The 23,398-nt window shown below is 67.2% G+C and carries 24 protein-coding genes; 6 read left to right on the forward strand and 18 right to left on the reverse strand.

The window, feature by feature from the left end; translation table 11 throughout:
- Nucleotides 1-47 precede the first annotated feature (47 nt).
- The 16 genes from pyk to EAW56_RS08630 form a co-directional block, all read right to left on the reverse strand.
- Nucleotides 48-1,472, reverse strand: a complete 1,425-nt coding sequence (pyk, locus tag EAW56_RS08560; RefSeq protein ID WP_095534968.1) for a pyruvate kinase — start codon at nt 1,470-1,472, stop codon at nt 48-50.
- Nucleotides 1,473-1,524: 52 nt separating this feature from the next.
- The gene (gene lgt / locus EAW56_RS08565) at nt 1,525-2,526 is read right to left on the reverse strand and encodes a prolipoprotein diacylglyceryl transferase (protein WP_122086134.1); all 1,002 of its coding nucleotides are present in this window, start codon (nt 2,524-2,526) and stop codon (nt 1,525-1,527) included.
- A 59-nt stretch (nt 2,527-2,585) separates the two neighbouring features.
- The gene (locus EAW56_RS08570; protein WP_095277546.1) at nt 2,586-3,422 is read right to left on the reverse strand and encodes an indole-3-glycerol phosphate synthase TrpC; all 837 of its coding nucleotides are present in this window, start codon (nt 3,420-3,422) and stop codon (nt 2,586-2,588) included.
- Between the two features lie 73 nt (nt 3,423-3,495).
- On the reverse strand, nt 3,496-4,209 hold the full coding sequence (locus EAW56_RS08575) for a TIGR02234 family membrane protein (protein WP_122086135.1): 714 nt from the start codon (nt 4,207-4,209) through the stop codon (nt 3,496-3,498).
- A gap of 26 nt (nt 4,210-4,235) precedes the next feature.
- Nucleotides 4,236-4,604: a phosphoribosyl-AMP cyclohydrolase gene (gene hisI / locus EAW56_RS08580; protein WP_122086137.1), complete on the reverse strand. Its 369-nt coding sequence runs from the start codon at nt 4,602-4,604 to the stop codon at nt 4,236-4,238.
- Nucleotides 4,605-5,378, reverse strand: a complete 774-nt coding sequence (hisF, locus tag EAW56_RS08585; RefSeq protein ID WP_095534841.1) for an imidazole glycerol phosphate synthase subunit HisF — start codon at nt 5,376-5,378, stop codon at nt 4,605-4,607.
- A gap of 46 nt (nt 5,379-5,424) precedes the next feature.
- Complete coding sequence (locus EAW56_RS08590; RefSeq protein ID WP_341867419.1) at nt 5,425-6,258, reverse strand: inositol monophosphatase family protein; 834 nt, start codon at nt 6,256-6,258, stop codon at nt 5,425-5,427.
- 30 nt (nt 6,259-6,288) lie between these two features.
- The gene (priA, locus tag EAW56_RS08595) at nt 6,289-7,044 is read right to left on the reverse strand and encodes a bifunctional 1-(5-phosphoribosyl)-5-((5-phosphoribosylamino)methylideneamino)imidazole-4-carboxamide isomerase/phosphoribosylanthranilate isomerase PriA (RefSeq protein ID WP_122086138.1); all 756 of its coding nucleotides are present in this window, start codon (nt 7,042-7,044) and stop codon (nt 6,289-6,291) included.
- Nucleotides 7,045-7,073: 29 nt separating this feature from the next.
- The gene (gene hisH / locus EAW56_RS08600; protein ID WP_122086140.1) at nt 7,074-7,757 is read right to left on the reverse strand and encodes an imidazole glycerol phosphate synthase subunit HisH; all 684 of its coding nucleotides are present in this window, start codon (nt 7,755-7,757) and stop codon (nt 7,074-7,076) included.
- 11 nt (nt 7,758-7,768) lie between these two features.
- The gene (locus tag EAW56_RS08605; RefSeq protein WP_240511634.1) at nt 7,769-9,013 is read right to left on the reverse strand and encodes an MFS transporter; all 1,245 of its coding nucleotides are present in this window, start codon (nt 9,011-9,013) and stop codon (nt 7,769-7,771) included.
- A gap of 58 nt (nt 9,014-9,071) precedes the next feature.
- On the reverse strand, nt 9,072-9,248 hold the full coding sequence (locus tag EAW56_RS12725) for a hypothetical protein (protein WP_158221631.1): 177 nt from the start codon (nt 9,246-9,248) through the stop codon (nt 9,072-9,074).
- Nucleotides 9,249-9,872, reverse strand: a complete 624-nt coding sequence (gene hisB, locus EAW56_RS08610) for an imidazoleglycerol-phosphate dehydratase HisB (RefSeq protein WP_095536795.1) — start codon at nt 9,870-9,872, stop codon at nt 9,249-9,251.
- A complete protein-coding gene (locus EAW56_RS08615) occupies nt 9,865-10,983 on the reverse strand; it encodes a histidinol-phosphate transaminase (protein WP_122086141.1) in 1,119 nt (372 codons plus the stop codon). The genes hisB and EAW56_RS08615 overlap by 8 nt, the downstream gene beginning before the upstream one ends.
- Before the next feature lie 2 nt (nt 10,984-10,985).
- Entirely contained in the window at nt 10,986-12,299 is a 1,314-nt protein-coding gene (gene hisD, locus EAW56_RS08620) for a histidinol dehydrogenase (protein WP_095555123.1), read from the reverse strand.
- Nucleotides 12,300-12,413: 114 nt separating this feature from the next.
- Entirely contained in the window at nt 12,414-12,986 is a 573-nt protein-coding gene (locus EAW56_RS08625) for a hypothetical protein (RefSeq protein WP_133064784.1), read from the reverse strand.
- A 13-nt stretch (nt 12,987-12,999) separates the two neighbouring features.
- Nucleotides 13,000-13,776 (reverse strand): nuclear transport factor 2 family protein, encoded by a 777-nt coding sequence (locus EAW56_RS08630; RefSeq protein WP_095277568.1) that lies wholly within the window; start codon nt 13,774-13,776, stop codon nt 13,000-13,002.
- Nucleotides 13,777-14,002: 226 nt separating this feature from the next.
- On the opposite strand from EAW56_RS08630, the gene EAW56_RS08635 reads away from it, so the two are divergent.
- The 6 genes from EAW56_RS08635 (at nt 14,003) to EAW56_RS08660 (ending at nt 22,732) form a co-directional block, all read left to right on the forward strand.
- Entirely contained in the window at nt 14,003-14,590 is a 588-nt protein-coding gene (locus EAW56_RS08635; protein ID WP_095553937.1) for a TetR/AcrR family transcriptional regulator, read from the forward strand.
- A 39-nt stretch (nt 14,591-14,629) separates the two neighbouring features.
- The gene (gene glgX / locus EAW56_RS08640) at nt 14,630-16,822 is read left to right on the forward strand and encodes a glycogen debranching protein GlgX (RefSeq protein ID WP_095547224.1); all 2,193 of its coding nucleotides are present in this window, start codon (nt 14,630-14,632) and stop codon (nt 16,820-16,822) included.
- An 81-nt stretch (nt 16,823-16,903) separates the two neighbouring features.
- A complete protein-coding gene (locus EAW56_RS08645; RefSeq protein ID WP_095547225.1) occupies nt 16,904-18,331 on the forward strand; it encodes an exonuclease domain-containing protein in 1,428 nt (475 codons plus the stop codon).
- An 87-nt stretch (nt 18,332-18,418) separates the two neighbouring features.
- A complete protein-coding gene (locus EAW56_RS08650) occupies nt 18,419-19,048 on the forward strand; it encodes a hypothetical protein (RefSeq protein WP_095553935.1) in 630 nt (209 codons plus the stop codon).
- A gap of 68 nt (nt 19,049-19,116) precedes the next feature.
- A complete protein-coding gene (gene treY / locus EAW56_RS08655) occupies nt 19,117-21,621 on the forward strand; it encodes a malto-oligosyltrehalose synthase (protein WP_122086143.1) in 2,505 nt (834 codons plus the stop codon).
- A 55-nt stretch (nt 21,622-21,676) separates the two neighbouring features.
- Entirely contained in the window at nt 21,677-22,732 is a 1,056-nt protein-coding gene (locus tag EAW56_RS08660) for a GTP pyrophosphokinase (RefSeq protein ID WP_122086145.1), read from the forward strand.
- Here the strand turns inward: EAW56_RS08660 and EAW56_RS08665 are convergent.
- Both EAW56_RS08665 and EAW56_RS08670 read right to left on the reverse strand, forming a co-directional pair.
- Nucleotides 22,729-23,112 carry an RNA-binding S4 domain-containing protein gene (locus EAW56_RS08665; RefSeq protein ID WP_095534854.1) on the reverse strand — a complete coding sequence of 128 codons (384 nt, stop codon included), beginning with the start codon at nt 23,110-23,112 and terminating at the stop codon, nt 22,729-22,731. The genes EAW56_RS08660 and EAW56_RS08665 overlap by 4 nt on opposite strands.
- A gap of 12 nt (nt 23,113-23,124) precedes the next feature.
- Nucleotides 23,125-23,358, reverse strand: a complete 234-nt coding sequence (locus tag EAW56_RS08670; protein ID WP_095534855.1) for a hypothetical protein — start codon at nt 23,356-23,358, stop codon at nt 23,125-23,127.
- Nucleotides 23,359-23,398: the final 40 nt, after the last annotated feature.

Below are 23,398 nucleotides of genomic sequence, written 5' to 3' on the forward strand. Positions count from 1 at the left end.
TCAGTGCGTCAGCCGGGGGCGATGCGGCAGCAGTTCGCGCGGAAGTCTTAGCGCGGGCTGCGGGTATCCTCGCCCAGCTGGTGGACGTGGATGGTGTTGGTGTTGCCGGAGATTCCCGGCGGGGTACCAGCGACAACCACCATGGTGTCGCCTTCGTCGTAGCGGTCCATGCCCAGCAGGATTTCGTCGACGACCTCGATCATCTCGTCCGTGGAGTGGACATCGCGGCAGAGGAAGGTCTCCGCGCCCCAGGACACGGCGAGCTGCGAGCGCACCTGCGGGTGCGGCGTGAACACCAGAATGGGCAGGTCCGGGCGCAGGCGGGCCACGCGGCGGGCGGTGTCGCCGGAGGTGGTGAAGGTGACAATCGCGCGGGCGTGCAGGTTCTGAGCAATGTCCTTGGCTGAGTACGCCACCACGCCGCGCTTGGTGCGCGGGACGTGCTGGAGCTTCGGCACCTCGCCGGTGCCCTCTGCGGAGCGGACGATGCGGCTCATGGTGCGGACCACGTTGTGTGGGTCAACGCCCACGGAGGTCTCGCCGGAGAGCATGACCGCATCCGCGCCGTCCAGCACGGCGTTTGCAACGTCGGAAGCCTCTGCACGGGTCGGGCGGGAGTTCTCAATCATGGAGTCCAGCATCTGGGTTGCCACGATGACCGGCTTCGCGTTCTCGCGGGCGATCTGGACCACGCGCTTCTGCACGGCCGGGACCTCCTCGAGCGGGATCTCCACGCCGAGGTCGCCACGGGCAACCATGACGGCGTCGAATGCGAGGATGATCGACTCGATGGCGTCAACCGCTTCCGGCTTCTCCAGCTTTGCAATCACCGGGACGCGGCGGCCGACCTCGTCCATGATCTCGTGGACCAGGTCGACGTCCGCCGGAGAGCGGACGAAGGACAGGGCGATCATGTCCACGCCCATGTTCAAGGCGAAACGCAGGTCGGCCTTGTCCTTCTCGCTCAGGGCCGGCACGGAGATGTTCATGCCGGGCAGCGACACACCCTTGTTGTTGGACACCGGGCCACCCTCTGTCACGCGGCACACGACGTCGTTGCCGTCGACCTCGACGCACACCAGGCCGACCTTGCCGTCGTCCACAAGCAGGCGGTCGCCCGGCTGCGCGTCGTTGGCCAGGCCCTTGTAGGTGGTAGAGACGCGGTCGTGCGTACCCTGCACATCATCGATCGTGATGCGGACGGTCTCGCCGGTCTCCCAGTAGGTCTTTTCGTCCTTGAAGCGGCCCAGGCGGATCTTCGGGCCCTGCAGGTCGGCCAGGATGCCGACGGCGTGACCGGTCTCGTCAGTCGCCTCGCGGACCCAGTCGTAGTTCTTCTGGTGATCAGGGTAATCACCGTGCGAGAAGTTCAGGCGGGCGACGTCCATGCCGTCCTTGACCAGCCCGAGGATGCCCTCCTTGGAAGCCACAGCCGGACCCAGCGTACAAACGATCTTTGTTCTTCTATCCACGATCTCCAACCTATCTGGATGTTGACGAACTCTTCAGGGCAACGACCCCGCCTCAGCCTTCATGACCGGGGCGATTGCCGGGCCCTGCTTCCGGTTTCCAACGGTACTCCTTTTCGCCTTCCGATGACCGTTCGGGCACAATCGGACATTCCGCCGTATCTTCCTGCGCTTCCCCGCCGACCGGGCCAGACCCCCTAGTCGACTGCACCTGAGCTGTGGTTTCACGCCCCTTGGGCAAGCGCAGGAACAAGATAACCGCGATCAAAAACACAATTGCAGAAACCCAGGTGTTGACTCTCTGCCCGAAAATCATGGTCGCCTCGTCGCTACGCATGAGCTCCACAAAGAAGCGACCGAACGTGTACCCCGCCACGTAGAGCCAGAACACGCGGCCGTGCCCGAGGCGGAACCGGCGGTCCGCCCAGAGCAGCAGCGCGCAGACGAGCAGGTTCCAGACCAGCTCGTAGAGGAACGTCGGGTGCACACTGGTCAAGACCTCGCCGGTCGAATGCCCGGTCAGTGGCGCGAACTTCCCGGACTCGTCGACCCGGTAGTAGATGTCCAGCGCCCACGGCACATCCGTTTCCGCGCCGTAGAGCTCCTGGTTGAACCAGTTCCCCAGTCGCCCGATGCCCTGTGCGAGCACAACGCTGGGCGCGAGGGCGTCGGCAAGCGGTGCGAACGGCACCTTGCGGTACCGCATGAGGGCCCACACCGCGAGCGTGCCGAGCGCGACCGCGCCCCAAATACCCAGGCCACCGGCGGTAATGTTGAGCGCCTGCAGAGGGTCCTTGCCGGGGTCGAAGTATTTCTCATGGTCCGTAATGACGTGGTAGAGACGGCCGCCGACGATACCCGCCGGGATCGCCACGATGGCCGCGTCCCACACCACGTCCGGGTCGCCGCCGCGCGCCTTGTAGCGCCGCACGCCGAGCCACATTGCCGCGAGGATGCCGGTGATGATGCACAGGGCGTAGGCGCGGATCGGCACCGGCCCGAGGTGCCACACGCCTTGCGGGGGCGACGGAATATTTGCCAAATAAAAGGTTTCCACGACACATAGTGTGCCTGAGCGTGCCCCGAATCTCGAACAGGGCCTCGTGCTTATCGACGCTACCTCCGCGACGGGCAGGCCGGGTGCTGCCCAGCTGCCGCAAGCTTCCTGGTTGCCGCCAAGATGTCTCCCCCGTTCATGATCGCCTCGGCGGCCAGCACCGCGTCCGCCCCGCACGCGGCAGCCGCCATCAAGTCCTTCGCGGTCGCGACGCCGCCGAGGCTGATCTTGATCACCTCGCTGGGCAGACCCGGCGCGATTTCCGCAAACGCGTCGCGGTTGAGCGAGTTGGTCTCAAACGACCACGAGTTCACCGCGATGACGCTCGCCCCGGCCTGAAGCGCGCGGTCCGCTTCCTCTGGGGTGCGCACCTCCGCCATGACCACCATGCCGAGCGACTCCGCGCGGTCCAGCAGCGCGGCGAGCCTCGCCTGCTCCAGGATCTCCACCTGGAGGGGAAGCACGTCCGCGCCGTAGCAGCGCGCCTCGTGGATCTGGTAGGGGTCAACGATCACGTCCCTGCACACCATGGGCAGCTCCACCGCTTCCCTGGCGGCCGCCATGTCCGCCAGGGAACCGTCGAAACGCAGGCGCTCCGTCTGGCACGCGATGAGGTGCGCCCCGCCCTGCTCGATGGCGTGCGCCACCTCCTCGATGGACTGGTAGGTGGCGGCGGTCGGTCCGAACACCGGAGAGTTGCGCTTAATCTCCGCAACCACCCCGCACCCGTGGCGCAGCAGCGCGGCTTTGGCGTCCCGAGTTGGCGCCATTGCGCGGGAGCGGGCCTTAATGTCCTGGAAGGAAACGACAGATTCGCGCTTGGCAACGTCGCGCAGGACGCTGGCGACAACGGTGTTGACCTTGTCGGGCGCGTCAGCCGTGTGCGGTGCCAACATGACTACCTCCAGGAGTCTTGACTGTTGTCCATAGAATAGACGGGTTGGCCGCTGCGCACGAAATCTCCCCTGGTTACTGGTCCCGTCGGCGCACGGAGTGCTCCGGGTGCTCCGGGTGCTCCGGCTGGCCCAACTGCTCAGTCGGATCGATGTCTGCGTCCAGCGCGTCCCACAGGACGCGACCCGAGTCCGGACGTGCTTCGAGGTCCTCATGGATCTTCTCGCGGCGCACCGTCTCCTGCTCGTACTTGTTCAGCTTCGCAGAGTCCTGTCCCGGCTTGGCCGCCAGCAGCACGCCGCCGACCACCGCAACGAGGCAACCGAGCAGCGCGCCGATCGGCCCGAGCGGTGCCACCGTCGTGGCAGTAATGTCGGCCCATTCCGCAATCACAGCTCCTGATGACTGGGATTGTTGCGCGGTCTGCGCGGTGTCGGACCCCACGCTGAGCAGCGTGTGCACCCGCTCGGGGTCGATCGTGCCGAGCAGCGTCGTCGCCGGCGAAATCGCGCCGCCGACGCCCGCGAGCGCGCCAACGATGCCCACCGCGCGCCGACCCCAGCGCCGCAGGGCAACGCCTGCGATCATGCCGACGATGAGCAGCAACGCGACCGCCGTCGTCTCCGTGGACCACTCCGCCCCGCGGATGGCCACGCTGCCTCCGCCGGAGAGGTCGTCCTGGTAGTCCACCTGGATCCATTCCATGCGTGCGAAGGCCCACAGCGCGGCGCCGCCCACGCCGAGCGCGATCGCGCCCGCGCGGGACCAGCCCTTCGACGGTTGGCTCATGTTGTGCTCCTTTGTAGTCGTGCGCGTCAGAGTAGCTGGTCCGCGTCAAAGCAAGTGCGATCGCCCGTGTGGCAGGCCCCACCGGTCTGTTCCACCGTGACAAGGAGGGTGTCGCCGTCGCAGTCCAGACGCACCCCCGTCACGCGCTGCACGTTCCCGCTGGTCAGTCCCTTAATCCAGTAGTCTTGGCGGGAGCGCGAATAGTAGGTCCCGCGCCGCGTGACCAGCGTGTAGGCCAGCGCGTGGTCATCCATCCACGCCATCATAAGCACCTCGCGGGTGTCCGCCGCCTGCACCACTGCCGGAACGAGCCCCGCATCGTTGCGCTTCAAGCGCTGCGCGATCTCCGGATCGAGCGCATAGTCGGCGGGATTATCGCTGTGCTGGGTGTCCATTTACCGGACCTCCTTGCCGGCATCCCGCAGCGCGTCCTTCACCGCGGCGATGGAGACCTCGCCAAAGTGGAAGATCGATGCGGCAAGCACCGCGTCGGCACCTGCATCGACCGCGGGCGGGAAGTGCTCCGCTTTACCGGCGCCGCCGGAGGCGATCACCGGGATCGTCACGGACTCTCGCACCGCGCGCAGCAGGTCCAGGTCGAACCCCTCCTTCGTGCCGTCACCGTCCATGGAGTTCAAGAGGATTTCACCCACGCCCAGGTCCTGGCCGGTGCGGGCCCACTCCACGGCGTCGATACCTGCTGAGCGCGTGCCGCCATGGGTGGTGACCTCGAACCCGGACGGCTGTTCCGCGCCGCCTTCGGGGACGCGCCGCGCATCGACGGACAACACGATGCACTGGGCGCCGAACTCCTCGCTGAGTTCACGCAGCAGCGACGGGTTCGCGATGGCTGCGGTATTCACGCTCACCTTGTCCGCTCCCGCGCGGAGGAGCTCGCGGACGTCGTCAGCAGAGCGCACTCCCCCGCCGACGGTGAGGGGAATGAACACCTGCTCCGCGGTGCGGCGCACGACATCCAACATGGTGCCGCGGCCCTCCTTCGACGCGGAGACGTCGAGGAACGTCAGCTCGTCGGCGCCTGCCTCCCCGTACTTCTTGGCCAGTTCGACCGGATCGCCGGCGTCGCGGAGGTTGGCAAAGTTGACCCCCTTGACCACCCGACCCTCGTCCACGTCGAGGCACGGGATCACACGAATTGCAACGGGCATGGGCGGGCACGTCCTTTCGGGCAGGGCTACAGGGCTACAGGGCTATCTACACAATGGACTTCATCGTACTCAGGGTCCGAGCGTGCGCCTCTGGGGTGCCGAGCAGGGCGCCGACGGAGTGCATGTGCCAGGGCTTGCCTACGGCGTCGGTCACGCGCGCCCCGGCGCAGCGCGCTAGGCACACGCCCGCCGCGTTGTCCCAGATGTGCGGCGAGAAGCTCACGGCCGCCTGGTAGATGCCCTGCGCCACGAACGCCAGGTCCACCCCCACGGAGCCGGAAATGCGGGGGCGCAGCTCCGTCTCCGCGAGCGCCCCGACAAGTCCCAGGCGCATCCGGGCAGGGAACCGCTGCCGGTCGTCCGAGCCGACGGAGCCCACGCCAACCTGCCACGCGGACGCCGTCCGGCTGTTCACCGGTGGCAACGCATCCCCGTTGAGCATGACCGGGCCGCCCGCGACGGCGCTCAGCTGCATGTCCATCAGCGGGATGTCCGTCAGCGCGAGGACCGGCTCGCCGCGCACCACCAGCGAGACCAGAATCGCGCAGTTGGGGTTGCCGGTCGAGTAGTTCGACGTGCCGTCGATGGGGTCCACGACCCAGCACGCGTGCTCGTTGAGCTCCCCGCCCTGCTCCTCCCCAAAGACGGGCACGCCGGTTTCTGACTCGAGGCGGCGCCGCAGGAGCGCCTCGATGGCTAGGTCCGCTTCGGTGGCGAAGTCCCCCTTCCCCTTATCCAACGCCGGCGCCGCCCCGAGGTGCGCGGTGAAGAGCTCGCGAGCTTGCGCTACCACGTCGCGCGCGGCGTCCATGCACCCGGGAAGGTCGACGCCTGTCCCCGCCGCATCGGTGTTGGAATCGGGCTGGTGCAACTCGCTCACGTGCGGTGCCCCTTCTCCTTCGTCTCGCAATTATTCCTGGGCCGCAGGCGTGGCGTGCGCCACCGCGCCCAGCGCTTCGGTCAGCGTGAACTTCCGCTCGTAGAGCGCCTTACCAATGATGGCCGAGTCGATGCCTTCCTCCGCGTAGCTGGCCAGCTCCCGCACGTGGTCGAGTGTGGCGATCCCACCGGAGGCGGTCACCGCAGCGTCGCTCGCCGCCGAGACCTCCCGCAGCAGTTCGATGTTCGGACCGGTCAGGGTGCCGTCCTTGCTGACGTCGGTAAGCACAACGCGCGCGCACCCCGCCGCATCGAAGTACTCCAGGACCTCCCAGAGATCGCCCCCGTCCGAGGTCCAGCCGTTGCCCTTCGTGCGCCACTCGCCGGCTTCCTCGCGCACCGCCAGATCCACCGCGATATTGTCACCAAAACGCGCGATGACATCGGCCGCCCACTGCGGGTTCTCCAGCGCTGCGGTACCGATGTTCACGCGACGCGCACCGGTGGCCAGGGCGCGCTCAAGCGAAGCGTCGTCCCGAATCCCCCCGGTCAGCTCCACCTGCACATCAAGCTTGCCGACGATGTCCGCCATCATCTCGTGATTCGACCCCCGCCCAAAGGCGGCGTCCAGGTCAACGAAGTGGAGCCACTGCGCCCCCTGCTCCTGCCAGCGAAGGGCAGCCTCCAACGGGTCGCCGTAGCTCTTCTCCGTCCCGGCCTCGCCCTGCTCGAGGCGGACGGCCTGGCCATCAACAACGTCTACGGCGGGCAGCAGTGTGAAATCCATGCACACATGGTAGCAGCGCCGCAGCGCGTTTAGCGCAGCGTGTTCACCCAGTTCTCCAGCAGCGCCAGACCCGCGTCTCCGGACTTCTCCGGGTGGAACTGCGTGGCCCACAGCGGGCCGTTCTCCACCGCAGCGACGAACCGGCAGTCGCCGTGCGTTGCCCAGGTGACCTTGGGGTACGCGATGTAGTCGTCGGCGGACAGCGCGAAGTCGCGCACCCCGTAGGAGTGCACGAAGTAAAAGCGCGTCTGCGGGTCCAGACCGGCGAACATCTCACTGTTGTCCGCGATGTCGACGGTGTTCCAGCCCATATGCGGCAGCACCGAAGCCTCGAGCTTCTCAACCACCCCGGGCCACTCGCCGAGCCCCTTGGTGTCCACGCCGTGCTCCACGCCGCGGTCAAACAGCACCTGCAGGCCGACGCAGATCCCCAACACCGGGCGCGACCCGGCGAGGCGCTGGCCAATGACGCGACCGCCGTTGACGCGGTTGATGCCGCGCATGCACGCGTCGAACGCGCCCACCCCAGGAACAAGCAGGCCGTCAGCCTCCACGGCCACGTGCGGGTCTTGTGTGACGGTCACCTGCGCGCCGACATGCTCGAGGGCGCGCTGCGCGGAGCGGATATTGCCCGCTCCGTAATCAAGCAGGGCGACGCTGGGGGCACTGCTCGGCGTTGTCGCGTGGTCCGGGCGCTCAGGGGTGGCGTTCATGGTGGCTCATCTTACCGGTCGCGGCGGCGGTGGCGGCGCGGTGCCTGCACCGACTGGAGCCGGGCGGCGAGGTTGTTCACCTCAACCACGCGGTTGCGGCCCAGCTGGCGGTCCAGCAACGTCACCACCAGGCCGATCATGATGACCGCCGCGGAAATACCGAACATGGGCGAAAACGCCATCGTGGTCAGCAGCATGCCGTAGAAGGTTGAGCCGAGACCGGTGCCGCCGTCGTAGGCCACGTTCCAAATCGCCGCGGCTTCTGAGGTCTTGGACCGGGGCAGCCGGTAGAACATCATGGTCAGCGCCTCGTTCTGCACGGCGCCGAAGCCGAGTCCGTACAGCAGAGCCGCGAGCACCATCCACCACACAGACAGCTGGAACACCAGGATCGCGGCGATGAGGAAGACGCCGAGGGCGGCGGTGATCTGGAAACGAATCATCACGGTACCCGGATACCCCACGCGGTCCATGACGCGGCCCGCGTAGTAGCGCGAGAGCATGGAGGCGAAGTTCATGAACCCCAGCATGAGCCCGCCCAGGGTTGCGCCGGCGACGGGGTCGAGCTCGCGCATCGACGCCGGCAGGAAGTTCGTAATCGCACCGTATGCGGTGGTGACGAACATGAGCGCGAGCGCAGGGACGAGCACCAACCGCCAGATCGGCACGTAAATGTGGTCCGTCTCTGACGTTTCCTTCTCCGGCGGCGGGATGGGCGGGATGCCCTGGCAGGCCACGAGCGCGAGCAGGCCGACGCCGCCCGCGATCAGGTAGACAGCGTCGTACCCGATGCGCTGGACCAGGGCCATGCCAGTGGGCAGCGCGATCATCTGCGCCAGGCCAATCATGATGCCCACCACGCCGGTCGCGCGGCCCAGCAGGCGGATGGGTACCAGCTCCGCGACGATCGCCGCCTCCGCCACCGTCAGCGCACCGAATCCCACGCCGCGGATCGCGGAAATGGTGAGCACCTCGGGCGCCCCCATCCCGAGAAGGTACCCCACCGCGGGGAAGCCCAGGAGAAACGCGGAGACCGACATCACGGTGGTGTAGCCGAACTTTCGTAGCAGCCGCGGAGTAAATACCTGCGTGGTGACGGTAAAGAGCATGAACACACCGGTCGTGGTGCCGGCGAGTGTCTCGCCCCCGCCAGCGTCAAGGACGGCGGTGGGAACGACGGGCAGGAGCAGGGCCCACGCGCCGAACGCGCACGCCATGGCTACGAAGACCGCTTTGAGACCGCGTGCCTGCCACACGCTTGTTAGGGAATTGATCTCTTCCGTAGTCACAGGACGACGGGAAAAGAAGGACACCTCACACCACCTTTGCCATGTTGAACAGCGCGAACACGAATGCCAGCGCAGCGAGTAGAGCTAATACAATTGTGACGGCCTTTGAGCCGTGTTGATACGCCGACCACACTCCCCCGGCGAGCAGCCCGGCAAGCAGGAAAAGGACGACAACCCACATTCCGGCAGCGACGTTAAACACCTACAGCGCCCCTTTCGTCGACGGTACCCCCGAGATACTGGGGTCGCGTTCCACCGCCTGGCGCAGGCTGCGGGCCACCGCCTTGTACTCCGCCTCCGTGATGTGGTGCGGGTCGCGCCCGTAGCGCACGTTGAGGTGGAGCGTGAGGCGCGCGTTGTACGCCAGCGTCTCGAAGAAGTGGCGGTTGATCACGGTGGCGTAGTGCCCGCCGATGACCTGCCAGTCCATGTGCTCGGGCTCGCCGTGCATGACAAAGTAGGGCCGCCCGGAAAGGTCGACGACACCTTCCACCAAGGTCTCGTCCATGGGCAGCAGCATCGAGCCGAACCGGCGGATGCCGCGCTTGTTGCCGATGGCGTCGATAAGCGCCCAGCCCAGCGTGATGGCGGTGTCCTCGACGGTGTGGTGGGCGTCGATGTGCGTATCGCCCTGGGCACGCACGGAGAGGTCGAACGCGCCGTGGGTGCCAAACGCGGTGAGCATGTGGTCAAAAAATGGCAGGCCGGTGTCAACCTCGACTTGGCCCGTGCCGTCAAGGTTGATCTGCACCGTAATGTCGGACTCGCTGGTCGTGCGGGTCGCGGTGCCGATGCGCTGCGCGGCTGGCGCCGGGGACTCAGCCATGGGAAACCTCCTTCGCTGCGGTGAGAAATGCGTCGTTTTCGTGCGGCAGGCCGATGGTCGCGCGCAGGTGGCCGGCCACCCCGACATCGCGAATCAGCACGCCGCGATCGAGGAACTCCTGCCACGCGGCGGGCGCGTTGGCAAACGGCCCGAAGAAGACGAAGTTCGACTCGCTCGGCACGACATCGTAGCCCATCTCCTCCAGCGCCGCCTGGACTCGGTCGCGCTCCTGCGCGAGCTTCTCCACGGTTTCCAGGGTCTGCCCCGCGTACCGAAGCGCCACGCGCGCGGCCGCCTGCGCAAGCACCGAGAGGTGGTACGGCAGCCGCACGAGCATCACTGCCTGGATAAACGCCGGCGCCGCCACGAAGTAGCCGAGCCGCCCGCCCGCAAAATCGAAGGCCTTGGACATGGTCCGCGACACCACGAGCTTCTCCGGGTACCGCTCCAGCAGCGTCACCGCCGAAGCGCTCGGCGAGAACTCGGCGTACGCCTCGTCCACGATCACGATGCCCGGCGCGGCCTGGATGAGCCGCTCGATGTCGTCCAGGGTCGTTACGTCGCCAGTCGGGTTGTTCGGCGTGGTGATAAAGATGACGTCGGGCGCATGCTTATCGACGCCCACCAGCGCCGCCTCAAGATCAATCCGGAAGTCCTCACCGCGCGGGACCGCGATGAACTCCGTTTGCGTGCCCGCAGACAGAATCGGGTGCATGGAGTAGCTGGGGATAAACCCCATCGCACTGCGGCCGGGGCCGGCGAAGGCCTGCAGCAGCTGCTGGAGGATTTCGTTCGAGCCGTTGGCCGCCCAGACGTTGTCGCGGGTGACGCGGACGCCGGTTTGGCCGCTGATGTAGGCGGCGAGGTCGCTACGAAGCGCGAGCGCGTCGCGGTCCGGGTAGCGGTTGAGGTTGCCGGCGACGGCGGCAACTTCCTGCACGAGAGCGTCGATAAGCTCCTGCGATGGCGGGTACGGGTTCTCATTGGTATTCAGCGCGACCGGGACCTTGAGCTGCGGCGCGCCGTACGCGGACTTGCCGCGCAGTTCCTCGCGCAGCGGCAGCCCGGCGAGCTCGGTGGACGCGGCGAGTGTGCCGTCCTGAAACTGCATGGTTAGCGGCCTCCTTCGAGTCGTGCGCGGATGGATTCGCCGTGGGCGGGCAGCTGCTCCTCGGCGGCCAGGGTGATGATCGCCTGGCCGATCTCCGCCAGCGCGGCCTGGTCGTACTCGATGAGGTTGACCGGCTTGAGAAAGGTGTGGGTGGACAGGCCCGCGGAGAACCGCGCGGTGCCGGACGTGGGCAGGACGTGGTTGGAGCCGGCAGCGTAGTCGCCAAGCGGCACCGGCGAGTACGGGCCGACGAAAATCGCGCCGGCGTTGGTCACGCGCTCCGCAACCTCCCGGGCGTTGGCGGTGTGGACCTCGAGGTGCTCCGGGGCGTAGGCGTCGGCCACGGCGACCGCGGCGTCCATGTCGCTCACCAGCACGATGCCGGATTGCGCCCCGCCCAGCGCGCTGCGGGCACGCTCGGCATTGAGCGTGGACGTGGAGTGCTGCTCCACCAGCTCGTCGACGCGGCGCGCGAACGCTTCCGAGTCAGTGATGAGGACACTGGCCGCCTGCTCGTCGTGCTCCGCCTGGGAAATAAGGTCCAGCGCGACGTACTCGGCGTTGGCGTGCTCGTCCGCGATCACCGCGATCTCGCTGGGGCCCGCCTCTGCGTCGATGCCAACCACGCCGTTGACCAGGCGTTTGGCGGCGGCGACGAAAATGTTGCCGGGCCCGGTGACCATGTCCACCGGCTCGAGCTCGACTGCGTCGTCGCCGAACGCCATGAGCGCCACGGCCTGTGCGCCACCGACCGCCCAGACCTCGGTGATGCCGAGCAAGGAGCAGGCGGCGAGCGTGGTCGGGTGCGGCCAGCCGCCGAACTCCTCCTGGGGCGGTGTGCACACCACCATGGAGGTGGCACCCGCCTCCTGCGCCGGGATGACGTTCATGAGCACGCTCGACGGGTAGACCGCCTTGCCCCCGGGGACGTAGAGGCCCACGCGGTTGATGGGAACGAACTTTTCGGTGACGTGCGCCGACGCCGCCAGGCGCGTCGTGTGCGCCGCTGGCTTCTGCTCCGCGTGGACGCGGCGGATGCGCTGGATGGCCAGCTCAAGCGCGTCACGCACCGCGGGGTCAAGGTCGGCGACGGCCCGCTCAATGACCTCGGCGGGCACGCGCACCGACGCGGGGCGGATCCGGTCGAACTGTTCGCCGTATTCCAGGGCTTTCGCAGCTCCTCCGGTGCGCACGGCCTCCACCATCGGCGCCACGGTGGGCAGGACCGCGTTCACGTCCGTCCCGCCGCGCGGTAGTGCGCGACGGAGCTCGGATGTCGTCGGCGTGGTGTCCCGGAGGTCGGTGACGTGCAGCATGGAAACTCCCAACATCGCTCGCGTTGCTTTGAGGTACGGGGCGCGGCCTTTGCGTGGCTGTGCCCCAGGACGTTTCCAGTGTAGGGGTCGGTACCGCTGCGCGCGGCAAGTTCGTCAGTCAGTTGGCGGCTCGTCCCGCTCCACCACGAGGGACATCGCATTGAAGGCCCAATAGATCAGGGAGGAGACAAACGGGCCGACCAACCATGCAGCGCCGAGTTTGGCGGGAGGCACCATCTCGACCTGCTGGCCGTCGGCCAGGTTCGCGTGGTCCAGCGGGTGCAGCGCCGCGGCGAGCACGTCGCCGGTAACGGCCACCGTCAGGACCGCGGAGACCGCGCAGGCGATGAGCCAACATAGCGAGCCGAGGCCTCCACGGGTGCGTCGAGTAGCGAACTGGCGCAACGCGACGACGGCCAGGACGACGCCGATGGCCAGAGTGATCAGGCTGAACCAGCCGGTCGCGGCGAACTCCACGTTTTCCGGACTGGCCACCTGGTCGATGGCGAGCCTCCCGTCATCCGCCGTGCCCACGTACGCCGGGCGCAGCCAGCCCCACACGAGGCCGCCGCCGATACCGAGCAGCAGCGCGCACACTACAAGGCCCGCGTCCGCCCCGATCCGGGCTGGGAACCTCGGGATGCGGGGCCGCGACGCGGGCTGGGTTGTTTCTAATGCGGTACTCAACGAGGGGCGCTGACTAGTTGCAGAGCTTCCAGCGGCCATCCTCGCGCTGGAAGAGCTGGGTCTGGGTATCCTCGCCGGAATCATTCTTGGCCGTCACGGACGCGGAGGCGCGGTCGCCGTCAACGCGCACGTCCGCCAGGGAGATCTCGGACTTCGGCAGGTCCATGGTCATGCCGGCATCTTCCTGCATTCGCGCCGCTTCCTCGACGGAGTCCAGGGTCATGCCCTGACGCTCAAGCTCCTCCATGGCAGGGTCGCGCACGGCCTTGCAGGAGTTATCCAGGATGGTGCGGGTCCAGGTGGCGAGCGACTCCGGGTTGGAGACGGCCTCGACGACCTTGGTCATCTCATCGATGTCGCCCTGCGACGCATCCTGGCCACCGGCGATCGGCTCGTGGGTGACCTGCTCGTACTCACCGTCCGCAAACGGGTTAGCAATGGTGGGCACATCGCCGTTCTCGCCCTGGTTGTCGGAGCCAGAACCCTTCTCGCCGGAGTCCTTGGCGTCCTTCTCCGAGGTCTTCTTCGCGGCATCCCCGCCCTTGGAGTCCTGGTCCTTCTGTCCGTCCTTCTGGTCCTTGTCGTCCCCGGACTTCTTTTCCGATTCCTTCGCGGCGCCGTCGACGGACTCGGTGTTGTCGGCCCCGTTGCCCCCGGCGGCCTCAGCTGCCGTGGACAGACCGCCGCCGTTGGTTTCCTCCCCTGAGCCACACGCAGACAGTGTCAAGGTCAGGGCGATTGCCGTGACGCCTGCTGCAGCAGCTTTCGTCGTCTTGGTGGAAAACCTCACGAATTACCTCTCTTCATCTCCCGGGAAGTCGGACCGCCCGGGTTCGTATCACTCTTGGACGCGCGAACGCACGCTCGAGATACTTGTAAGTTGTCTCGACCATCCTAACAACACCCAGCTGGGGCAATCGTCGAGTTGAGGTGACAACATTCTGGGCGCTTCCTGTGAGCAATCGGGGCAATGAACCTCCCGTGCCCTGACTGCACCACAGTTACGATGGAGCATTATGCAGTTGACCCGGGACACCATTACCGCATCCGCGCTGCGCATTTTGGCAGAGTACGGGCTGGCGGACGTCTCAATGCGCCGCGTGGCCACCTCACTCGGCGTTGCCCCGGGGGCATTGTATTGGCACATCGAGAACAAACAGGAGCTCATCTCCTGCATTGCCGCGGAGATTGTGCGACCAGTTGCAGCCGACGCCGCGGGGGAGGCGACCGCGCCGGAACAGCTCGCGCGCGCCCTCCGGGAGGCCGTCCTGGGCATCCGCGATGGCGCCGAGGTCGTGCTCGCGGCAATGAGCCAGCCGGGAGCGCGCATCCGCGGGGAGCTTTCCACCGTCTTTGAGGAGGCAGTGCGGGAAGTCGCGAACGAGGGCGCTCCGGCAAGTGTCCTTCGCTCAGCGGCGGCGGGCCTGGTCACCATGACGCTTGGCGCGGCGACGGTGTACCAATCGGGCGCGCAGCTGGCGGAAGCCACCGGGGAGCGGCCGGTGGTGGGCGCCGAGGAAGCGACGCGCGAGCACGAGGAAGGCGTCGCGCTCCTCATGGCGGGGTTGCGCGCGGGAGGCACGGCGGGCGAGGCGGGCGCGTAGCCGGGACCGGGCGCGCAAATTTGGCTAGGATCGGGCGACATGACTGAACCTTCTGCACCTTCTGATGCACCCACCACCTCCGAGGCACCGATCGTGTGGCCAGGATCCGCATACCCGCTTGGCTCCACCTACGACGGAGCCGGCACGAACTTCGCGCTGTTCTCCGGTGTCGCCGATGCCGTCGAGCTGTGCCTGATCGACGACGACGGAGCCGAAACGCGCGTCCCACTGGAAGAGATGGACAACCACATCTGGCACGGCTACCTCCCCGGCATCGCCCCCGGCCAGCGCTATGGCTACCGCGTCCACGGGCCGTGGGACCCGGCTGACGGCAAGCGCTGCGACCCGAGCAAGCTGCTCATCGACCCCTACGCGCGCGCATTCGACGGCTCCTTTGACACCCACTCCGCGCTGTTTTCCTACGACCCGGACGCTGAGGAACCCGGCACCGGCCGCAATGAGGAAGACTCCTTGGGTCACACCATGCTTTCGGTCGTGATCAACCCGTTCTTCGATTGGGGCGACGACCGCAGCCCGCGCATCCCCGACGAGGAAACGGTGATTTACGAGTGCCACGTCAAGGGCATGACGCAGTCGCACCCGGACATCCCGGAAAACCTGCGCGGCACCTACGCCGGTATGGCACACCCCGCAATGGTGGAATACCTCAAGGACCTCGGCGTCACCTCCGTCGAGCTGCTGCCGATCCACCAGTTCTTCCAGGACGACCGCCTGAAAGAAATGGGGCTGCGCAACTACTGGGGCTACAACACCTTCGGCTTCTTCGCCCCGGAGCACGACTACGCCTCCACCTCCAACCCCGGCGACGCCGTGGCCGAGTTCAAGCACCTGGTGCGCGCCTACCACGAGGCGGGCATGGAGATCATCCTGGACGTGGTGTACAACCACACCGCGGAGGGCAACCACATGGGCCCGACGATTGCGTTCCGCGGCATTGATAATGAGGCGTACTACCGCCTGGTGGACGATGACAAGTACCACTACATGGACTACACGGGGACGGGCAACTCCTTTAACGTGCGCGACCCGCACTCGCTGCAGCTGATTATGGACAGCCTCCGCTACTGGGTCACTGAGATGCACGTCGACGGTTTCCGCTTCGACCTCGCCTCCACCCTTGCCCGCGAGTTCTCCGATGTGGACCGCCTGGCCACCTTCTTCGACCTCGTGCAGCAGGACCCGGTTGTCAGCCAGGTCAAGCTCATCGCGGAGCCGTGGGACGTCGGCGAGGGCGGCTACCAGGTGGGCAACTTCCCGTCGCTGTGGAGCGAGTGGAACGGCAAGTACCGCGACACCATGCGCGACTTCTGGCGCGGCGAGGGCTCCACCCTGGGCGAGTTCGCGTCCCGCCTCACCGGCTCCTCGGACCTGTACCAACACAACGATCGCCGCCCGACCGCGTCGATCAACTTCATCACCGCGCACGACGGCTTCACGCTCAATGACCTGGTGAGCTACAACGAGAAGCACAACGACGCGAACGGCGAGGACAACCGCGACGGCGAGAGCCACAACCGCTCCTGGAACTGTGGCGTGGAGGGCCCGACGGACGATCCGGAGGTGCGCCAGCTCCGCGCCCAGCAGCGCCGCAACTTCCTCACCACGCTCCTGTTGTCCCAGGGCACGCCCATGATCGCCCACGGCGACGAGTTTGCGCGCACCCAAGGCGGCAACAACAACGTCTACTGCCAGGACAACGAGATCGCCTGGATGAACTGGGACCACCTGGACGAGGCGAACGAGCTCCACGACTTCACCAAACGCCTCATTGCCATCCGCAAGGCCCACCCCGTCTTCCGCCGCCGTCGCTTCCTCTCCGGTGGTGCGTTGGGTGAGGACGTGCTGGACCGCGAGATCGCCTGGCTCGTCCCGGACGGGCAGCAAATGGAGCAGAAGGACTGGGACTTCGCCTTTGGCAAGGCGCTGATGGTCTACCTCAACGGCGACGCGATCTCCGAACCCGATTCGCGCGGCCGCCGCATCACGGACGATTCTTTCGTGCTCATGTTCAACGCCCACTACGAGGACATCGAGTTCCGCATCCCGCCGCAGAAGTTCGGCGCGAAGTGGGAGGTGCTCATCGACACGACCGAGCCCCTGGGCTACCCCGTCGGCTTCGATCCCGCCGACGCTGAGGGCACCCTGACCGTGCCTGCCCGCTCCACCATGGTGCTCAAGCAGATCGAGCCGCCGGTGATGCCGGAGGACTAAGGGGCAGGTGCTTATCGACGCCCCACCGCCCCGGTAGACTAGTGCGAACCCGCATTTGCCTGTGATTGGAGAGTAGTTCACGTGATTTCCGCCCACGGCGCCCTGGTAACGGTGACCAACTCGAAGGTGGTGTGGCGCCCCTCGCCGCTCGCCGCCGCCCTCGCGGGCAAGTCTGACGAGCACAGCGTGGACGTCGCGGACATCACCGAGGTGACCACCGAGCCCGGGGACGGGTGGCAAGAAGGCCGCCTCTCCATCACGCTCGGGGCCGGGGACACCAAGGTGGTGCGCTTCGCGCCCGGCGAGGCGTCGCAGGTAGAAGCGCTCGCGTCGCTCGTGGCTGCGGCGCGCCGGGGCGAAGCCCCGGACGTCGATAATGCGGAAGCCTCTGGCGCGATCCCCGGCTTCGATTTCGTGGGGTTCGACGTGGAGACCGCCAACCCCAACTGGGGCTCCATCTGCCAGATTGGGCTGGTCAAGTTTGTGGACGGCGAAGAGGTCGACCGCGTGTCGTGGCTGTGCCAGCCCCCGGAGAGCTGCAACCAGTTCGAGCCGGGCAACGTGGCCATCCACGGGATTACCGCCGATGATGTGGCTGACGCGCCCGGCGTGGCTGATCGCATCGACGCGATGATTGACTTCGTCGGCGAGCTGCCGTTGGTCGCGCACAACGCGCAGTTTGACGCCTCGGCGCTGCACAGCGCGTGCGTGGCTACGGGGCACCCGGTTCCGCCCATGCTGTTCGCGTGCACGCTCGCGCAGTCGCGCGCGGAGCGCCTTGACGTGCGCAACCACCGCCTGCCCACGCTTTCGGAGTATTTCGGTGTGGGCCTGGACAACCACCACGACGCGTGCGCCGACGCTGCCGCGTGCGCCGGCATCATGCTCGGCCTGGCGCGCCGGGCGCACCACACAGGCTCCCTGGCCAGCTTCGTGCACAGCAGCGGCTTTGTGCTGGGCACCATCGAGCAGGCGAAGGTCACACCGGTGACGCGGGACCGCTCCGGGAAGCGGAGCGCCGCGCAGGCGGAGCTGCTCGCCGATGGCGGCGTGCAGGCCGTCGTGGAGGCTGCCGCCGCGCCGCGCGGCAGCAACCAGGCCGGGCCGAAGCGCGGTGGGCAATCCGGCTCGGGCAAGGGTGCGGGGGCCTCGAGCGGCGGGCAGCGCGGCCCGGCTCCCTGGCAGTCTGTGGCCACGCCCGACAAGGTCCCCGAGCCGAACCTGGACGCCAACCCTGATTCGCCGCTGTACGGCCAGCACGTCACGCTTACCGGCGAATTCGAGCCCTTTGACAAGGGCACGCTCTGGAACGGCATCGCCGAGCACGGCGGCCAGGTGGGCAAGAACGTGACCAAGAAGACGACGATCCTGGTGGTCGGCGCCTGGAACAGCGTCACCTCGAAGGAAAAGCGCGCCAAGGAACTGCAGGAAAAGGGCCAGGAGATCCAGATCTGGCAGGCGGATCGCCTGCTTTCGGTGCTCGAGCTTGACGACGAACCACCGTTCTGACCTGCCAACTCCCCCCTCCGTCAAAAAACTTTCAGCTTTTTTGGCAACGCATGGAACCGGGGCGGCACTTTTTGCGTCTAATAGTGCATGACGCATTTTTCTGACACCCTAGCTCCCCGCGCCCCGGAGCTGCCCGCCTTGCTCATCCCCCGCCTCGCCCGGCGCGACGAGCGTTATTCCACCGGCCCGTACGCGTGGCTCACGCCCGGGCTGAGCTCATCAACTGCGTACATCGGCCTGTCGCCCGGCCTGGCGTGCGTGTTTGACACCCCGGCAACGGCAGCGCTCACGCACCAGCAAGTGGGCATGTTGGGCTTTTCTGAGCACCAAGCGTGGAAGCACGCTGCCGCGCGCCTGCTCCGCTTCGCCGAGGAGCGCGGCCCGGAGGAGGCCTTTTGGGTCCGGGACGCGTCCATCGCGCTCGGTGGTGCCCCGGGCTCGCTCCCGCGCGGCGTTGAGGTCCAAGCGCTTGGGTGGACGGCCGCGGGGTGGGTGACGCACCCGACAACCTTCGACGCGCTGCACTCGCACTTCACGGAAGTGCTGCGCCCGGAGCACGAATTGCTGTACTACGTTGCTGATGACAACAAGTTGTTCGTCTTCGACGCACCACCGAGGGACGTCGCCGGTGTCGTCGGTTGGGAGCGCCTGATGCGGTACTCGCTCGGCTTCCCGCTCCTCCTGTGCCGTCCGCGCAAGATTCGCCGCTTTTACTAGCCACCTCGCTATGGTGAATGGGGTGTCCCTGTGTCCCCGTTCATTCCAGCTCAAGGAGCAGCACGACCATGCGTCGACCCATCACTTCCACCTACCGCCTCCAGCTGCGCGGCCCGGGGGCCGACCCGGCGGGGCGGGCGTTCGGATTTGCTGAGGCGCAGGCGCAGATCCCCTACCTGCGCGACCTAGGGGTATCGCACCTCTATCTCTCCCCCATATTCACCGCCATGCCGGAGTCCAATCACGGCTACGACGTCCTCGATCCGACCGAGGTCAACCCCGAGCTGGGTGGCATCGAGGGTCTGCGCGAGCTCGCCCGGGCAGCACACGACGCCGGACTCGGCATCGTGCTGGACATCGTGCCAAACCACGTGGGCGTGGAGGTCCCGCATCGCAACCGCTGGTGGTGGGACGTGCTCAAGCTTGGCGCGGACTCCGAGTTTGCCACCTACTTTGATATTGATTGGCACGAGGACAACGGCGCCGGCGGTAAGCTCGGGCTCCCGGTGCTTGGCAAGGAGGGCGACGAGGAGCAGCTCCGCCTCACTCACCTGGCCGAGGATGAATTCCCCGCAGGCACTGCCCCGGGCGGGGAGGATGTCCTGGCCTACTACGACAACTACTTTCCCCTCGCGCCGGGGTCGTACGGCGGTCTCGACGACGACCCGCTCGAGGTCTACCAGCGCCAGCCGTACAAGCTGATGTACTGGCGCGACGGCGTAATCTCGTACCGCCGCTTCTTCTCCGTCGATGGGCTCGCAGGGGTACGCCAGGAAGATCCACTCGTCTTCGAGCACACGCACCGGCTCCTTCGCCAGTTGATCGCAGAAGAGCTTATCGACGGCGTACGTGTCGACCACCCCGACGGGTTGACCAACCCCTTCGCGTACCTCTCCCGCCTGCGGGACCTCGTCGGGCACGACCGGTGGCTCGTGGTGGAAAAGATCCTTGGCGTCAACGAGCCGCTCGACCCGCGCCTGCATGTGGACGGCACCACCGGGTACGACGCGCTGCGGGAACTCGACGGCATCTTTCTCAACCGCTCGGCCGAGGACACGTTGAGCATGCTCGCCCTGCAGCAATCCGGCTCGACCTGGGACGAGGAAGCCATCGCGGCGAGCGAGCAGCAGCTCAAGCACGACGTCGCCTCCTCCGAGCTGGGCGCCGAGGTACGCAGGCTCGTCCGCGCCATCCGCCGCGACAACTTCTCCGCGGTGACCGCGGAAGTCTCGGATGAGCAATTGGCGTCGACAGTGATCGAGCTGGTCGCGGCGATGCCCGTCTACCGCGCCGACTACCGGTCGCTCTCGCGCATCACCTCCAGCGTCATCTCGGACATGGCCAAGCGCTTCCCCTCTCGTCGCAACGCGCTCGACCTCATCGCGGCTGCCTTCCTCGCGTCCGGCGAGGCGAAGAACCGCTTCGCCCAAGTCTGCGGTGCCGTCATGGCCAAGGGCGTCGAGGACACGCTGTTCTACCGCGCGAGCAGGCTCGTGGCGCTGCAGGAAGTCGGCGGAGCGCCGGGGCGCTTCGGCGTCGGGGCGGCGGAGTTCCACTTGCTGCAGGACGAGCGCGCCGGGCTGTGGCCGCACGCGATGACATCGCTGTCCACGCACGACACAAAACGCAGCGAGGACACCCGCGCGCGGATCATCGAGCTCACCGAGGTGCCGAACGACTTCGCCGAGCTGGTGCGGCAGGTTGTTGCGCTGGTGCCGCCGCCGGACAGCGCGACCGGCCACTTCCTCCTGCAGAACATCATCGGCGTCTGGCCGGAGGACGGAGCGGTGACGGACGCACTGCGGGAGCGCCTGCACGGTTATGCCACGAAGGCGGTGCGCGAGGCAGCACTCCACACCACCTGGGTGGACCCGGATGCGCGCTACGAACAGCGGGTGCTGGACTGGGTGGACGCTGTCCTGTACGGACCGGCCGCCGCGCGGGTGAGCGCGTTCGTCCGGCAGCTGCACATCGGGGCGGTCCAGGTGTCGCTGGGCCGCAAGCTGCTCCAGCTGGTCGGGCCGGGGATTCCGGATACGTACCAAGGGCAGGAGTTCGTAGAACTTGCGCTCGTGGACCCGGACAACAGGGCGTTCGTAGACTACACTGCGCGCGCGCAAACGCTCGCGCAGTACGACGCCGCCCGCGACGGCGAGTCGTTCGACATTGCTTCGTTCCTGTATGACGAGGTCCCGCCGACCCCCGAGGCGCTGGCGGAGCGCGGCAACCGCGCGAAGCAGGCGGTTACGGCGGAGGCGCTGCGGCTGCGCCGCCAGCGGCCGGAGGTGTTTACGGAGGGCTCGTACCGGGCCGTGTTCGCGCTGGGTCCAGCGCAGCACCACCTCGTCGGCATGGCGCGCGGTATGCAGGGCGAGGACGCGCAGGTGATTGGGCTCGCCACCCGGGAGCCGCTCAAGCTGGCCAGGACCGGCGGCTGGGGCGAAACGACGGTGGACCTGCCGGAGGGTACGTGGGTCGAGCGCCTGAGCAGGCGGGAGTTTCGCGGGACTGTGCAGGTCGCCGACGTGTTCTCCGCGCTGCCGGTGGCGCTGTTCGTGCGGGCGGGGGCGTGAGGATGGGACTGTGGGGGCGTCGATAAGCATGCAGCGGGGTATGCTGTAGCTCCTGATGAGCAACGAGCAGGAGAAGCGCGCCCGGGCGGGCAAGGGGGCGAGGAGGGCTGAGGCGAGGGTTCCCGACGCGACCATCGCCCGGCTCGGCTCTACCTATTTCAACTGGCTCAATGCGCACGAGGACCCGGCGACGGCGTTCCGCCACGCGCTACACGAGCTGATGCGCGATGCCGCCGTGAACTTCGACCGGGTGGACGTGCGGATCAAGACGTGGCCCTCGCTGAAGGAAAAGGCGCGCAAGATGCGCGACGGCGAACCCGTCTACCCGGAACCGTGGACGGACATTAAAGACATCATCGGGGCGCGCATTACGGTGCTGCACTCCACTGAGATCCCCGCTGTGCAGACGCTGCTGGCGGAGGAGTTTGAGGTCCTGCGCAGCGTAGATAAGGCGGAGGAGACGCGCGTGGCCGGTGGATTCGGCTACGGCTCGCACCACCTGGTGCTGCGGGTGCAGGAGAGCTCCGAGGGGCTCGAGGAGTATGTGGGGACCGCCTTCGAGGTGCAAATCCGCACGGTGCTCCAGCACGCTTGGGCCGAGTTCGAGCACGACGTGCGCTACAAGCGGGCCGTTGAGGACGTCGACCCGCAGGTGGACCGTGCGTTCACGCTCGCGGCCGGGCTCATCGAGTTGGCCGATCAGCAGTTTGACCAGATCGCCGGGATCACGGATGTGAAACCTGCGGAGGGGGCGGACGTGGAGGCGCAGATCGCGCCGGAGACCCTGCCGGGCATCCTCACGGTGCTGCTCGGTTCGCGCTACCCGCTCTCGCGGGCGGCGGACTACCGGTTCCTCAACGAGCTGCTGCGCGCGCACGGCCTCGAGCGGGTCTCGCAGGTCGCGGAGCTGCTCAACCCGGCGGACCTTGAGGCGGTAACCAACGGATTGCGCTACTCATTCGTGCCCGGGCAGGTCAGGCTTGTCGACGACCTCCTGCTCAACCGCTACGGCACCGACCACATCGAGCGCACCTGGGACGCCGGCAACCGGCCGAAGGTGCGCCGGGCGCGGCTGACCAAGCGGCTGGCGCAGCTCAGGGCGGCGAACTAGCGGCGCCGACCCAGCAGGCGGTCGGTCTCGCGCCGCTCCTTCTTCGTCGGGCGCCCCGCCCCCCGCTCGCGCTTGGGCATCGTGGCGAAAATGTCCATCGGGGGCGGTGGCGGCGAGTGGTCGAGGTAGCACTGTTTGGCCACGGGCGCCCCGACGCGCTTGCGCACGGTTGCCGTGACCTCCAGGTCGCGGTAGCGGTGGTCCTTCCACACGCGCACCGCGTCGCCGGGCACGACCTGCGCGGCAGGTTTCACCGATTGTTCGTTCAGCTTGACGTGCCCGGCGCGCACGGCCTCCGCGGCCTGGGTGCGGGTCTTGAAGATGCGGACGGCCCACAGCCAGGCGTCGATCCGCACTGCCCTCCCATCGGGTTGGGTCATTCGCCCGCGCCTTTAGTACTCGTCTTTGTGGTTCACGATCTTCTGCACCTTCATCCAGTTGGCCACGCCGCCGACCACGGCGACGACAAAACCGAGGATGAGCAGCGACCATGAGCCTGCGATGAGGCCGAGGGCGACACCGCCGACCACTCCGCCGCCGGCCCAGAGGACGGCGTTCCGGCTGTACTTGCGCACAGCTTCCTTGCGGCGCGCGATGGGGTTATTGAGGCGAGGCTTCATCGTCATGCTGCACAGTCTATCGCGGGATCACGCGCAGCCGGCGTTT

Origin of the sequence: Corynebacterium gottingense (assembly GCF_003693265.1) — a bacterium.
In the GTDB taxonomy this organism is placed as follows: Bacteria; Actinomycetota; Actinomycetes; order Mycobacteriales; family Mycobacteriaceae; genus Corynebacterium; species Corynebacterium gottingense.

Excerpts from the sequence above, each read along its gene's own strand:
- EAW56_RS08670 (WP_095534855.1), bottom strand. The coding sequence starts at position 23,358 with ATGACGATGAAGCCTCGCCTCAATAACCCCATCGCGCGCCGCAAGGAA.
- EAW56_RS08635 (WP_095553937.1), top strand. The coding sequence starts at position 14,003 with ATGCAGTTGACCCGGGACACCATTACCGCATCCGCGCTGCGCATTTTG.
- hisD (WP_095555123.1), bottom strand. The coding sequence starts at position 12,299 with ATGCTGCACGTCACCGACCTCCGGGACACCACGCCGACGACATCCGAG.
- glgX (WP_095547224.1), top strand. The coding sequence starts at position 14,630 with ATGACTGAACCTTCTGCACCTTCTGATGCACCCACCACCTCCGAGGCA.
- EAW56_RS08650 (WP_095553935.1), top strand. The coding sequence starts at position 18,419 with ATGACGCATTTTTCTGACACCCTAGCTCCCCGCGCCCCGGAGCTGCCC.
- EAW56_RS08660 (WP_122086145.1), top strand. The coding sequence starts at position 21,677 with ATGAGCAACGAGCAGGAGAAGCGCGCCCGGGCGGGCAAGGGGGCGAGG.
- treY (WP_122086143.1), top strand. The coding sequence starts at position 19,117 with ATGCGTCGACCCATCACTTCCACCTACCGCCTCCAGCTGCGCGGCCCG.
- hisF (WP_095534841.1), bottom strand. The coding sequence starts at position 5,378 with ATGCCCGTTGCAATTCGTGTGATCCCGTGCCTCGACGTGGACGAGGGT.
- hisB (WP_095536795.1), bottom strand. The coding sequence starts at position 9,872 with ATGGCTGAGTCCCCGGCGCCAGCCGCGCAGCGCATCGGCACCGCGACC.
- EAW56_RS08665 (WP_095534854.1), bottom strand. The coding sequence starts at position 23,112 with ATGACCCAACCCGATGGGAGGGCAGTGCGGATCGACGCCTGGCTGTGG.
- hisH (WP_122086140.1), bottom strand. The coding sequence starts at position 7,757 with ATGAACGCCACCCCTGAGCGCCCGGACCACGCGACAACGCCGAGCAGT.
- EAW56_RS08615 (WP_122086141.1), bottom strand. The coding sequence starts at position 10,983 with ATGCAGTTTCAGGACGGCACACTCGCCGCGTCCACCGAGCTCGCCGGG.
- EAW56_RS08570 (WP_095277546.1), bottom strand. The coding sequence starts at position 3,422 with ATGTTGGCACCGCACACGGCTGACGCGCCCGACAAGGTCAACACCGTT.
- priA (WP_122086138.1), bottom strand. The coding sequence starts at position 7,044 with ATGGATTTCACACTGCTGCCCGCCGTAGACGTTGTTGATGGCCAGGCC.
- hisI (WP_122086137.1), bottom strand. The coding sequence starts at position 4,604 with ATGGACACCCAGCACAGCGATAATCCCGCCGACTATGCGCTCGATCCG.
- EAW56_RS08575 (WP_122086135.1), bottom strand. The coding sequence starts at position 4,209 with ATGAGCCAACCGTCGAAGGGCTGGTCCCGCGCGGGCGCGATCGCGCTC.